The sequence below is a fragment of the Citrobacter sp. Ce104 genome (assembly GCF_030334595.1).
GTDB lineage: Bacteria > Pseudomonadota > Gammaproteobacteria > Enterobacterales > Enterobacteriaceae > Citrobacter > Citrobacter europaeus.
Window position 1 is genome coordinate 44,002 of the sequence record NZ_JAOWDP010000066.1, and the last position, 12,340, is coordinate 56,341.

Genomic DNA, 12,340 nt, shown 5'->3' on the forward strand with positions numbered 1-12,340 from the left:
CCTGGCAACAGGATGCATCAGGCTATCTCTGGGGTTTTCACGCGATCGAACTCAGCTATAGTTTCAGCGATTAGCGCGTCGTTCGCTCCGATATATGACAGCGGCTCGCAGGCGTCGGCAATTTCCTCTACAGATAATGATGCGCGGATTTCCGGGCTAGCCTGGACAATCTCCATGAAACTCTGCTCACCGTTTGCATGCTTCAGCAGGTCTTTAACTAAGTTATAGGCAGACTCTCTGCCAATTTTGGCGGCAAGCCTCATCGTCAGCGATTCCGACATAATAAAGTGCTTCGAACAGTCAAAATTGGCGCGCATCTTCTCTTCATTAATAATGAGATGCGCAAGCAGATTCTTTGCGCGTGTCAGGCTGGTCGATAAAGCATTAGAGGCCTCCGGGAGGATTGTCCAGTTTAATACCCTCATTGAGGCAGCCCGTACGTCCTGTTGATCCAGCATTGCTGGGGCGCCAGACGCATACATCCATCCCATCCTTGCCAGCGTTTGCATCATGTTACTGGCACGCGGATTAACTTTGTGCGGCATCGTGCTCGACCCTCCGCCGCCCTCACCCTCAAGCACTTCAGCAATCGGCGTGCGTCCCATTGTTTCGACATCGTTGGCCAGACGACACAGCGTGCCGTGAACAAGGGCAAAAAACTGCACGACTTCAACAACCGCATCCTGGCTGGCATTATTAATGCCGCAGGGCACGTTCAGACCCAGCGCTCGCATCAGCCGTTCACGCGTTTCCATTCCCTGCTCGCCCACCGAGGCCAGATTACCTACCGCGCCGCCAAAGAGCCCGGTGACCGCGCGCGGGTACAACTGCTGGAGTCTTATCAGATGGCGGTTAACCTCCGCCAGATAACTGCAAACATGTAGCCCCCATGTTGTCGCAGAGGCATCCACCGAATTGGTGCGCGCAACCATCACCGTCCTGGTATGACGTATTGCCATCGCTTTCATCGCTTCGCCAACATCAAGTAATTGCTCGCGCAGCAGATGCAGCGTTTGTTGTAGTCTCATCGCCATGCCAGAGTCCAGCAGGTCCTGAGTGGTACATCCCCAGTGCAGAAACTGGCTGACCAACGGTGTGCCGCAAGCAGAGATCTGATCGATCAACGGTTTTATCGCCATACCAACCGTCTGTGTTTCCTGTGCCAGGGCCGGCCAATCTATCTGTATATCCCTGCACGTTTTTTCAATTTCGACGGCGGCTTGCTCAGGGATAATCCCCAGCTCGCCTTGCACGCGAGCGACAGTCGCCTCAAACCGCAACCAACACCGCAGCAGATTGTCGTCAGACCATATTTCCCGCATCCGCCCCTGGGTGAACAATGAAGAATAAAGATCAGAATCAAATACCGTTGTTTGCTTACCGAACATACAGCGCCTCTCCGGCCAATGAATGCGTCAAAATCGAAAATGTGATTAATCAAGTTTGCGGGATCTGTTTTCCAAATTATAGGGGAAAATAGTATTCCCACCCCAAAATGGCCATGAGAATGCAATATTCCCATTTTCATTTTTCTCACCAAGTAGAAGTGCGATGTACTTCACAGTAATTTGTGAATTACACTTTAAACAACCGTAATATTTCCAAAAAAATGCTTATTAAATATAAGAACCATTAATACAATAGTGAAAACGGAGATATTTATGCGTGAATAATCACATTTCATCACGAGAAAAAATAATTCCCATACCGCTGTCATTCCATTTCCACAAACAATTACCTCGCTGTGAACTTTATTTTTATGGTCAGGAAATTAATGCTTGTTTGAGGGATGACATGAAGCTAAAAAATTATTCACTAATATTACTTATGGGTATGAGTTCCTCGGCGTTCGCCTTAAACGTCTATAATAAGGATGGCAATACTCTGGATATCTATGGCCGCGTTGAGGGTAAAATAGCAAGTGGCCAGAATTCATTTGCCGGCAGTGAAAGCCGAAGCGATCTGGGTGGCCGTGTAGGTATTTATCTCACCCGAGATCTGGATATTCTGCCAGAAACTAAAATCGTGGGTCGTCTGGAATGGCAGGTGCGTACCGAAAAAAATGATAACAATACCGGTGAAAGCGATATGGAGGCCCGCTATTCCTATGTCGGTCTGTCAAATAAAACATGGGGTGAACTGATCACCGGGAGAACCAAAAACCCGTTGTATCAGGTAATGAAAATGACCGATAAATATAAAAACTTCACTCCCAATATCTATAGCTATGGTATTACAACTATAGATGATTCGTACCAGTTCAACCGCCAGGACGGCACCGTTCAGTGGAACGCCAAATTTGCCGGTAACGAAATTCAACTGGCATGGGTCTCCGGTAATGGCAACAGCGACAACGAAGCCCTGGATTACGGCGCGATGGCCAGCTATCGCAAGTCTTTCAAATTTGGTGATTTTAGAATTACACCAGCACTCGCGGCCAGTCGTTACAAACGACAGGATGGCGTAGTGACCACCGATGGGCGTAATCAAAACGATCAAATTATGGGAGGGTTACAACTCGGTTATAAAGCCTATGAGGTCGCGGTAACCGCATTACGGACTTCTATTTCCCGTGATAACAATAGTGATAATAATTATAAAGGAATGGATTCGCTCATTTCCTACAACTTTGGCACCGTCAAGGTACTCACCGGGTATAGTTTTTTAAATGAAGACGGTAAAGATATTGCTGAAAAAGAAGACTGGCGTGCTGAGGCGCAATTAACATTGGCTGAGGATACGTGGTTATCATTTACTTACGATAAAGAATTCGCCAGTAAGAACAAAAAAACCAATGATGATGCGCTTATCGTTGGGCTCCGTTACGATTTCTAAGAGATAACCGATGAAAAAGATTACTTTGCTTGCCGCAGTAACAACCCTGGCACTGAGTAGTATCTGCGCTCACGCTGATACATTATTAGCGCCTTCCGCACATGCGAAAATGGATGGCGAGAATAAAATCGTCGCGCTGTATGGCAACTCGTTCACGTTCTATAACAACAATATCAATACCCGATTACGGGATTTGACACAGTCTTTATTGCCTGACCATGCAAAAGGGTATAAGTATCGCGGGATCACGATTTCCAGCGGCCATTTAGGCTGGCAAATTGAGAATATGCGCTACCAGAACACGCTACAGAAATGGGATGTAGTGGTATTACAGGGGAACTCCACAGAAACGATTTCAAAGAAAGAAAGTACCCGACAAAACTTCGTTGATTCTGCAACCCAAATGGCCAACATGGCACATCAAGCGGGTGCAAAAGTCGTCTATTTCATGACCTGGCCGAAAAAAGACAAACCCGAAGATAGCCAAAAACTGGCGGACGCTTATATCTCTATTGCGCAGAAAACGGGAGGATATGTCGCTCCGGTTGGCCTGGCTTTTGAGAAAGCGCGCAAAACCCATCCGGAGATAAATCTGTATTATCATGATGGTGTACATCCTTCAATTTCTGGAACGTATCTCGCCGCATGCGTATTCTTTGCCACCCTGTATAACCAGTCTCCGGTCGGTGGCGCGCTTCCCGTTGATACGGACATGACCCCTGCTACCGCCAAAATGTTACAACAGATTGCATGGGACACCGTCACTGAGTTCCAGAAGTCGTAATCATCAGGTAATTCATCACCGACACGCCGGCAATTCTGTCGGCGTGAAACGCATTATCCCCCGCCAATTCCTTAGCTCCCTACGCAAATAAGAATTATTTTCATTTATTTATACCTTGTGCTATATAACATAGCGAAGGCTATATTCGTTGATAAATTAACCACTTTGTTGTGAGGGATACTATGCCGCATCTGCCCCATCTGAAATCATTTCTCCTTGCCAGCGCGTTAACAGCGCTGACGCTGTCACCCGCCTGGGCGAAAGAAAAGTTCAAAGTGATAACCACCTTTACGGTGATTGCCGATATGGCCAGCAACGTAGCGGGTGACGCGGCGGACGTCAGCTCCATCACCAAACCCGGAGCAGAAATTCACGAATATCAACCCACGCCGGGAGATATAAAACGGGCGCAAGGCGCGCAGCTTATTCTCTCCAACGGCCTTAACCTCGAACTATGGTTTGCCCGCTTCTACCAAAATTTGTCCGGCGTACCGGAAGTGATGGTCTCAAACGGCGTGCAGCCAATGGGTATCAGCGAAGGGCCGTACAACGGTAAACCAAACCCGCATGCCTGGATGTCAGCGGAGAACGCGCTTATCTACGTGGATAACATTCGCGATGCGCTGATGAAATACGATCCAGACAATGCCGCCACCTACCAGAAAAATGCGCAGAATTATAAAGCAAAAATCCAGCAGACCCTGGCGCCATTGCATGCAGAACTGGCCAAGCTCCCTGCTGATAAACGCTGGCTGGTCACCAGCGAAGGCGCATTCTCTTACCTCGCGCGTGATAACAACCTTCAGGAGCTGTATCTGTGGCCAATCAATGCCGATCAGCAAGGCACGCCCAAACAGGTACGCAAGGTGATCGATGCGATCAGAGCGCATCATATCCCAACGGTATTTAGCGAAAGCACCGTGTCCGACAAACCAGCACGTCAGGTTGCCCGTGAGTCTGGCGCACATTACGGCGGCGTGCTGTATGTCGATTCGCTCAGCGCTGCCGACGGCCCGGTTCCGACCTATCTGGATTTACTGCGCGTAACCACACAAACCATTGTCAACGGCATCAATAAGGGCCTGGAGAGACAACCATGAGTCACTCTGCGATTACCGTAAATCAGGTTACGGTGACGTATCGCAACGGTCACACCGCATTGCGGGACGCCACTTTTCAGATACCGGGCGGCTCAATTGCCGCTCTGGTCGGCGTAAACGGTTCGGGAAAATCAACGCTTTTTAAAGCGCTGATGGGTTTTGTCCGCCTGGCGCACGGGGAAATATCGATTCTGCAACAGCCGGTTAATAAGGCGCTCAAACAGAATCTGATTGCCTATGTCCCTCAGTCAGAAGAGGTGGACTGGTCATTTCCGGTACTGGTGGAAGATGTCGTGATGATGGGACGCTTTGGCCATATGGGGTGGCTGCGTCGGCCAAAACAGATTGACCACGCCTGCGTGGATGCGGCGCTGGCGCGGGTGGATATGCTGGACTATCGCCATCGCCAGATAGGTGAATTATCCGGAGGGCAGAAAAAACGCGTTTTTCTGGCAAGAGCCATCGCGCAGGACGGGCAGGTTATTTTACTGGATGAACCCTTCACCGGCGTGGATGTGAAAACCGAGGCCCGGATCATCGACCTGCTGCGTGAACTGCGTGATGAGGGGCGGACCATGCTGGTCTCTACCCATAATCTGGGATCCGTCACCGAGTTTTGTGATTACACGGTGATGATTAAAGGCACGGTGCTGGCAAGTGGACCAACCGAAATCACCTTTACTCACGAGAATCTCGAGCTGGCATTCAGCGGCGTACTGCGTCACGTTGCGCTGAGCGGCGGTGAACAACACGTGATTACCGATGATGAACGCCCGTTTATTTCGCGACGCGCGACAAGCGAGGGTAAATAATCATGAACTGGCTGACGGAGCCGTTTGGCTACCAGTACATGCTCAACGCCATGTGGGTCTCGGCGATGGTCGGCGGCCTGTGCGCGTTTCTCTCCTGCTATCTGATGCTCAAAGGCTGGTCGCTGATTGGCGATGCGCTGTCGCACTCTATCGTTCCGGGCGTTGCCGGAGCTTATATGTTAGGGCTTCCCTTCGCGCTTGGCGCATTTCTTTCCGGCGGACTGGCGGCGGGCAGCATGCTGTTTCTCAATCAACGTTCACGCCTGAAGGAAGATGCCATTATCGGACTGATTTTTTCGTCCTTTTTCGGTATCGGGCTATTTATGGTGTCGCTCAATCCGATGTCGGTGAACATTCAGACCATTATTCTCGGCAACGTGCTGGCGATTGCGCCGGAAGATATTCTGCAACTGGCCATCATCGGCGTTATCTCGCTGACTATCCTGTTTTTGAAGTGGAAAGATCTGATGGTGGTCTTTTTTGATGAAAACCACGCGCGGTCTATCGGTCTGAACCCGGGCCGGTTGAAGCTGTTATTTTTTACGCTGCTCTCCGTTTCCACCGTCGCCGCACTGCAAACCGTCGGCGCATTTCTGGTGATTTGCCTGGTGGTGACGCCCGGAGCAACGGCCTGGCTGCTGACCGATCGTTTTCCTCGCCTGCTCACCATCGCCGTCGCTATCGGCAGCCTGACCAGCTTTTTCGGCGCCTGGCTGAGCTACTGGCTGGACGGCGCAACCGGCGGAATTATTGTCGTTCTGCAAACGCTGCTGTTCCTGCTGGCATTTGTCTTCGCGCCAAAACACGGTCTGCTGGCGAATCGCCGCCGAGCCCGTCTGGTGAATAAGGAGCAAGTATGATCTTAACAATGCTGCTGGAACCTTTTCAGTTCAGCTTTATGGTCAATGCGCTGGTCATCTCCACTATTGTCGCCGTCCCCTGCGCGCTGCTGTCGGTATTTTTAGTACTCAAAGGCTGGGCGCTAATGGGCGATGCCATGAGCCACGCGGTTTTCCCGGGAATTGTGCTGGCATGGATTGCAGGTATCCCGCTGGCAATTGGCGCGTTTATCGCCGGGCTATTCTGTGCGGTGGCGACGGGCTATCTCGACGATAACAGCCGTATCAAACGCGATACTCTGATGGGGATTGTCTTTTCGGGCATGTTTGGTGCGGGACTGGTGCTGTACGTCTCTATCCAGTCAGAAGTCCATCTCGATCATATCCTGTTCGGCGACATGCTGGGCGTATCGTTAAGCGATATCATGCAAACCGCGGTTATCACGCTGGGAATAGCGCTTATCATCGGACTTAAATGGAAAGATCTGCTGCTGCATGCGTTCGACCCGCATCAGGCAAAAGCCAGCGGGCTTAACACCGCACTGCTGCATTACGGCCTGTTATGCATGATAGCCCTGACGATTGTCGCCACGCTAAAATCAGTCGGGATTATTTTGTCGATCTCCTTGCTGATTGCGCCTGGCGCCATTGCGATTTTAATGACGCGAAAGTTTTCTCACGCCTTGTGGCTGGCGGTGGTTATGTCGGTTATTACCTCGTTTATGGGCGTGTACCTGTCATTTTTCATCGACAGTGCTCCGGCCCCTACCATCGTCGTACTATTTTCCCTGCTGTTTGTGATTACCTTTATTTATTCCACCCTGCGCGACCGCCGTTTAGAACGGCGACGCCTGCATGATGTGCTATAGGGCTAATCAGCGCCAGCTTAACAGCGGGCTGAACGCCTCTCGCCCCACCAAAGCGCGCAGCGCAGGCAGATGGCAACTGCGCGCCAGAAGCGGCGGAACGGCAAAAATGGTGTCGCTGGAGAGCATCACGTTCTCCAGCTGTCCCCAAAAGTACCAGCCGGTATCAACGCCGCTGTCAGGAACGCATAAATGCAAGTGTCTGCCCTCCTGCGGCTCATCGGCAATACCCAGCCAGTGACTAAAGCGCGGGATTTCCGGTACAACATGCGTCACCAGCGCGCAGCGTCCAACCTGGCTGGCCGGAATATAAAAATTCTGCGAACCCAGCGTGACGCGCACCGCTGCAAGGTTAGTGAGAGCCGTCATAGCCACGGGTCTCCTGATAACGATCAAACACCAGATTCAGGTCGAGCAGCGTGAACCAGGTTTCCGTCACGTTAACCACACCCACTGCGATCGTTTGCAGCGCCGAAGGCAGCGAGTCTCCCGGCAAATGAATCTGGCTTTCAACAACGTCCAGCACATCAATCAGTTTGTCTATCAGGATCCCGCTTTGCATTTTTTCGGCACAACCAATCAGGATGGTGCGTTTACCTGCCAGATTGACGGCAGGGGTGTCGATCAGGCTGTCCAGCCTCATCACCGACTCGACTCGCCCGCGGTAATTAATGACCCCTTCAAGCATTGGCGGGCAACAGGGAACCCAGGAGATCGGGCGCTCTGCGAGGATCTCTTTGATCTGCGCGCCGTAAAAAGCAAAATTCTTACCCGCCAGTTGAAATAACACCAGCGTACGCTGCGGCTCATCAACGTTTTCACATTCCGGCTTTTCGCCATGATTCAGCGCGAGAATGTGCTCCAGCTGTTGGCTCATGTTTTCTCCTTTTACTCAGCAACGCAGAAGGTGTTGCGGCCATTTTGCTTCGCGGCGTATAGCGCCTGATCGGCACGTTCGCGCAGCGTTTCGATCCGATCGCCAAACTGCCATTGCGCAATACCCGCGCTGAAGGTGCTGTGAAAGCTGACATCATTGACGGAAAACGTGACCTGTTCGTAATCTCTACGTAATCGTTCGACCACCCGCGCCGCCTTGTCACTGCTGGTGTTAGGCATGATGATGACAAATTCTTCACCACCGTAACGCCCCACGATATCGGTGCTGCGTAAGCGATGCGAAAACAGCTGCGAAATACCGACAATCACCTGATCGCCGACCGCATGACCGTAGGTATCGTTAACGCTTTTGAAGCGATCCAGGTCCACCATCACCATGCAAAACGGGTTGCCACTGTAGTTCGACTCGGCAATCGCGCTTTTAAGAAAATGGGTGGTCGTCGAGTGGTTATATAACCCGCTCAGGCTGTCCTGCGACATGCGGGCGCGCAGGACGCGCATTCTTTCCGCGCGGATCGATACGGCTCGAATCAACTCCTCTGGATCGGCCTGTTTGAGAATAAAATCCTCCGCGCCAATACTCATCGCTCCCAACTGCGCATGCTTGTTGGTCTCGCTGGAGAGATAAGCGATAGGCAGGCCAATATGTTGCGGTATTTGGCGAATCAGTTTTGTCAGTTCCTCGCCGCTGAACTCCGGCATGTGGTAATCCATCAACACCAGATCGATCGGTTGCGCATTCAGCACGTGCAGTAAATAGTGAGGTTTTTCCAATACATGTACTTCCATTCCCGCCATGCGCAGCATTTCGGCGTTGTACTCCGCCACCGCCGGCTCGTCATCGATCATCAGCACCTGATAAGGTTTTCTCAGCGACGGTTGAGTCAGGCGGTGAAGTTCCTGTACTAAATCGGTAATCGAAGCCGGTTTTACGTAGTAACCATCACAGCCGGATTTAATGGCGTTGATGCGGGCGTTAAAATCGCTATGACACGAGAGAAACAACACCGGGAAAGGTTTACCCACTTTGCGCTTCAGATCCGACATCGCCAGCGGTCCACCGTAGGCGTTGTCCGGAAAGCTGACGTCCATAATTACCACGGCAGGCGGTTGCAACAATACGGCCTGACTAAAATCCTGCGTGCTTGCGAACACATGGCAGGTAAAACCAAAGCAGCGCAGTTGAGTAGCGAGCAGTTCAACCTGGTCGAGGTCATCATCACACAGGTAGATAGGCTTGCTGGCCCGCCGAACATATCCCTCTTCCGGGCGTTGCGCGGCGATCGGTAAAGTGAAATCCGTATCGCTGATGCGATGCTCAAGATTGAGCTGCTCCTGAGTCAGGGTGTACAACCAGCGAATGATTCGCCGCAGCTCATCGTAATGCAGCGTGCCAGCCTCCGTTTCTGGCTCCGTCAGTAAACGCTCACCTTCTGCTGAAGCATTCGCCAGCGGGCTAAAACCAAATGATCCCGCCGAACCGTGGATACTGTGCAGCAGAATATGCAGCTGTTTACGACAGGCTTCGCTGGGCTCTGCGACCAGTTGAACGAGTAATCTTTCCGCTTGCGCCAGCATGTCGGGGATTCGACGTAAAAACCCCTGGCGCAAACGCGCTATTTTTTCCTGCGCAGCCGCCATCGCTATGTGTTTATTTTCTTGTTTCATCACACGCCCAGGCTTATTTCGTAACCGCAGGTGGCTGCAGTAGCGCGTTCACCGCAGCCCCCAGATTTTCCGCAAGGTTTTCATCTTTTTTAACCCAACGGTCGTACGCAACGTCGCTGGCCGTCACTTCATTGGCACTCAGTAAAATAAAAGGTTTGGACCAGTGCTGAGCGCGTAACAACGCCAGTAAATCCAGTCCGCTAATCTCTGGCATATGCAGATCGCTAATAACCAGGTCGATATTGTTGTCCGAGTCCAGGCTTGCTAAGGCGGAAATCGCGCTTTCCACAATCACCACATCGTAGCCATCCATTTGCAAAAAAATAGACGCCAGTTCGGCCGCAAAAAGATCATCATCAACTAATAAAATTCGCATCTTCTCTCTCGATTTTGCGCCATCAGCACAAAAGCATTTTTAATGTTTTTATCAAACTGTCCTGCTCGAAATCGCCTTTGGCGATGTAGGCATCCGCCCCCACCTGAATCCCTCGCCGCCGGTCCTCTTCCTTTGCGCGGGACGTCACGATGATGATTGGCGTGTGCTGATAATTTTTCTCTCCTCGCAAGGATTTGGTGAAGGTGAAACCATCCATAAACGGCATCTCGACATCCGTCAGTACGGCATCAAACTGGGTCAGTTTCGCTTTTTGCAGTCCAGACAATCCGTCTTCTGCCAGCGTGACCTGATAACCGTGCGCTTCCAGCACATTCTTTTCTATCTCGCGGGTATTGAGGGAGTCGTCAACCACCAGCACGTGCCAGGCATCCGGCGTAACGTTTGCCGCCGGTGCGGGTGCCGTGGTTTGTCGCGATTGCTGCGCCATCGCCATCAGCGCGGGGACTTGCAGAATGCTGACCAGTTGGTTTTCCGGCGTTTGTACCATCCCGGAAACCAGCGACTGCTGCTGCATATGCTTCGGTAACGGTTTGATCATCATCTTGCGTTCATCGAGCAGCTTATCCACCCGCAGCGCCATTTTGCTAAACTGGTTTTGCACCACGATTAACCGCTGCCCAGCCGGTGGAGAACTTCCCTGACGCTCATTAATACCCAGCAAGGCGCCTGTGCAGACCACCGGGATAAACTCGTTATGCAAAATAATGGCGGGTCGCCCGGCAATATCGCTAATTCCCTGCGCGGTGCACTCCACCACCTCGACCACATACTGCGCGGCCAGACCGAACAGGTGTCCCTGCTCTTCAAATTGCAGAATGCGCATCATCGTTAGCGAAACAGGCAGACGCAGACTAAAGCTGGTTCCGATGCCCGCACGGCTATAAACCTGCAAATCTCCTTGCAGATCGGTCACCACCGTTTTGCGCACCACATCAAGGCCCACGCCGCGACCGGAAAGCTCGGAGACTATCTTGCTGGTAGAAAAACCAGGATGAAAAATCAGCTCATTACACTCCTGCTCGGAGAGCTGCCCGGCCATGGAAGCAGGAACCAGACCTTTACTGACCGCCTTCGCGCTGATGGCCTCATAGTTCAGACCGCGACCGTCATCTTCGATACGCAGTAGTATCCCACTGCCGTCCTGTTGGGTAGTGATGGTAATGGTGCCACGCGTGGATTTACCGAGCGCCAGACGTTCATCGATCTCGCCAATCCCGTGATCGACGGCGTTACGCAGTAAATGCGTCAGCGACTCCGATAAGCGGTCAATCAGTTGACGATCGATTTCCACTTCTCCGCCGACAAAGCGGCATACCACCTGCTTATTCAGCGTGGAAGCCAGCTCACTGACCTGCAGCGAAATCGGTTCAAACAACGTTGAAAGCGGCAGCATGCGGATCCGTGCCGCCACGTCGTAAAGTTCAAACATTTGCAAATGCTGGAGCTGGACGCTCTCTTTCAACTGCGCGCTGAAATCGTGGATCTGCTGGCGAAGCTGTTCGGCACTCAGGCCTGGCAGTCGCGGGACCAGTTGACTCAGATTTTGGATCTGTTGCTCAAGGCGGTCATGCCCGGCGAGAACTTCCCCCAGGATGTCGATCAGGCCATCGAGCTTATTCAGCTTTACCCGCACGAAATCGGCCTGCTTAATGCCGGAATCCATGCTGGCTGCCGCTGCAGGCGTTGGGGTGCCTGCTTTTTCCGTTGTCCCTGCACCTTCGACCGCCAGTGTGACAGCCTCTCCCCGGCTGGCGCGGGCAAGGCGTTCGCACAGCCCGGCGTCCGCCGGTGGCAACTGATTATCCCCTTCGCTGACAAAAAGCTGCGTCAACTGGCCGGAGAGATACTCCACGGACTCATGAATCAGATTGCCCAGCGCCCTGTCCGGCGTCAGTTTGTTATCACGCAGCTCACTCAATACATCCTCAAGATGATGAGTGACATCGGCGATACTTTGCAGTTTCAGCATCCGCGCGCCCCCTTTCAGGGTATGCGCGGCGCGAAACATCTCGCCTATCCAGGCTTCCGTATGCTCATCAGCGGAGAGGAGAAACGCCCCTTCGCTGATCGTCTGCAAATGACCTCTCCCTTCATCAATAAAGCGCAGAACGAATTTTTTTAGACAGATAGCCATAATCGCTC

The 12,340-nt window shown here is 52.0% G+C and carries 12 protein-coding genes; 6 read left to right on the forward strand and 6 right to left on the reverse strand.

What is annotated here, in order from left to right; translation table 11 throughout:
- Window positions 1–17: 17 nt before the first annotated feature.
- On the reverse strand, window positions 18–1,388 hold the full coding sequence (locus OGW16_RS16620; protein ID WP_193145240.1) for a class-II fumarase/aspartase family protein: 1,371 nt from the start codon (window positions 1,386–1,388) through the stop codon (window positions 18–20).
- A 406-nt stretch (window positions 1,389–1,794) separates the two neighbouring features.
- On the opposite strand from OGW16_RS16620, the gene OGW16_RS16625 reads away from it, so the two are divergent.
- The 6 genes from OGW16_RS16625 (at window position 1,795) to sitD (ending at window position 7,239) form a co-directional block, all read left to right on the forward strand.
- A complete protein-coding gene (locus tag OGW16_RS16625) occupies window positions 1,795–2,835 on the forward strand; it encodes a porin (RefSeq protein WP_047409196.1) in 1,041 nt (346 codons plus the stop codon).
- A 10-nt stretch (window positions 2,836–2,845) separates the two neighbouring features.
- Window positions 2,846–3,619: an SGNH/GDSL hydrolase family protein gene (locus tag OGW16_RS16630; protein WP_286518631.1), complete on the forward strand. Its 774-nt coding sequence runs from the start codon at window positions 2,846–2,848 to the stop codon at window positions 3,617–3,619.
- Between the two features lie 182 nt (window positions 3,620–3,801).
- Window positions 3,802–4,719, forward strand: coding sequence for a metal ABC transporter substrate-binding protein (locus tag OGW16_RS16635; protein WP_047409189.1), 918 nt, complete (start codon window positions 3,802–3,804; stop codon window positions 4,717–4,719).
- Window positions 4,716–5,531, forward strand: a complete 816-nt coding sequence (gene sitB, locus OGW16_RS16640) for an iron/manganese ABC transporter ATP-binding protein SitB (protein ID WP_075145720.1) — start codon at window positions 4,716–4,718, stop codon at window positions 5,529–5,531. The genes OGW16_RS16635 and sitB overlap by 4 nt, the downstream gene beginning before the upstream one ends.
- Window positions 5,532–5,533: 2 nt before the next feature.
- Entirely contained in the window at window positions 5,534–6,391 is an 858-nt protein-coding gene (sitC, locus tag OGW16_RS16645) for an iron/manganese ABC transporter permease subunit SitC (protein WP_047409186.1), read from the forward strand.
- On the forward strand, window positions 6,388–7,239 hold the full coding sequence (sitD, locus tag OGW16_RS16650) for an iron/manganese ABC transporter permease subunit SitD (RefSeq protein WP_047409183.1): 852 nt from the start codon (window positions 6,388–6,390) through the stop codon (window positions 7,237–7,239). The genes sitC and sitD overlap by 4 nt, the downstream gene beginning before the upstream one ends.
- A 6-nt stretch (window positions 7,240–7,245) precedes the next feature.
- Here the strand turns inward: sitD and OGW16_RS16655 are convergent, their stop codons facing one another.
- Genes OGW16_RS16655 through OGW16_RS16675 form a run of 5 tightly spaced genes read right to left on the reverse strand, consistent with a single transcriptional unit; the run spans window position 7,246 to window position 12,332 of the window.
- Window positions 7,246–7,605 (reverse strand): hypothetical protein, encoded by a 360-nt coding sequence (locus OGW16_RS16655; protein ID WP_043017357.1) that lies wholly within the window; start codon window positions 7,603–7,605, stop codon window positions 7,246–7,248.
- On the reverse strand, window positions 7,589–8,113 hold the full coding sequence (locus OGW16_RS16660; RefSeq protein WP_043017358.1) for a chemotaxis protein CheW: 525 nt from the start codon (window positions 8,111–8,113) through the stop codon (window positions 7,589–7,591). The genes OGW16_RS16655 and OGW16_RS16660 overlap by 17 nt, the downstream gene beginning before the upstream one ends.
- Before the next feature lie 11 nt (window positions 8,114–8,124).
- Complete coding sequence (locus tag OGW16_RS16665; protein WP_043017359.1) at window positions 8,125–9,801, reverse strand: diguanylate cyclase; 1,677 nt, start codon at window positions 9,799–9,801, stop codon at window positions 8,125–8,127.
- 13 nt (window positions 9,802–9,814) lie between these two features.
- Window positions 9,815–10,177, reverse strand: a complete 363-nt coding sequence (locus OGW16_RS16670; protein ID WP_043017360.1) for a response regulator — start codon at window positions 10,175–10,177, stop codon at window positions 9,815–9,817.
- Between the two features lie 22 nt (window positions 10,178–10,199).
- On the reverse strand, window positions 10,200–12,332 hold the full coding sequence (locus tag OGW16_RS16675; RefSeq protein WP_286518632.1) for a hybrid sensor histidine kinase/response regulator: 2,133 nt from the start codon (window positions 12,330–12,332) through the stop codon (window positions 10,200–10,202).
- Window positions 12,333–12,340 lie beyond the last annotated feature (8 nt).

Bases quoted from the DNA above. Each gene is read 5' to 3' on its own strand.
- OGW16_RS16620 (WP_193145240.1), bottom strand. From the start codon at position 1,388: ATGTTCGGTAAGCAAACAACGGTATTTGATTCTGATCTTTATTCTTCA.
- OGW16_RS16625 (WP_047409196.1), top strand. From the start codon at position 1,795: ATGAAGCTAAAAAATTATTCACTAATATTACTTATGGGTATGAGTTCC.
- OGW16_RS16630 (WP_286518631.1), top strand. From the start codon at position 2,846: ATGAAAAAGATTACTTTGCTTGCCGCAGTAACAACCCTGGCACTGAGT.
- OGW16_RS16635 (WP_047409189.1), top strand. From the start codon at position 3,802: ATGCCGCATCTGCCCCATCTGAAATCATTTCTCCTTGCCAGCGCGTTA.
- sitB (WP_075145720.1), top strand. From the start codon at position 4,716: ATGAGTCACTCTGCGATTACCGTAAATCAGGTTACGGTGACGTATCGC.
- sitC (WP_047409186.1), top strand. From the start codon at position 5,534: ATGAACTGGCTGACGGAGCCGTTTGGCTACCAGTACATGCTCAACGCC.
- sitD (WP_047409183.1), top strand. From the start codon at position 6,388: ATGATCTTAACAATGCTGCTGGAACCTTTTCAGTTCAGCTTTATGGTC.
- OGW16_RS16655 (WP_043017357.1), bottom strand. From the start codon at position 7,605: ATGACGGCTCTCACTAACCTTGCAGCGGTGCGCGTCACGCTGGGTTCG.
- OGW16_RS16660 (WP_043017358.1), bottom strand. From the start codon at position 8,113: ATGAGCCAACAGCTGGAGCACATTCTCGCGCTGAATCATGGCGAAAAG.
- OGW16_RS16665 (WP_043017359.1), bottom strand. From the start codon at position 9,801: ATGAAACAAGAAAATAAACACATAGCGATGGCGGCTGCGCAGGAAAAA.
- OGW16_RS16670 (WP_043017360.1), bottom strand. From the start codon at position 10,177: ATGCGAATTTTATTAGTTGATGATGATCTTTTTGCGGCCGAACTGGCG.
- OGW16_RS16675 (WP_286518632.1), bottom strand. From the start codon at position 12,332: ATGGCTATCTGTCTAAAAAAATTCGTTCTGCGCTTTATTGATGAAGGG.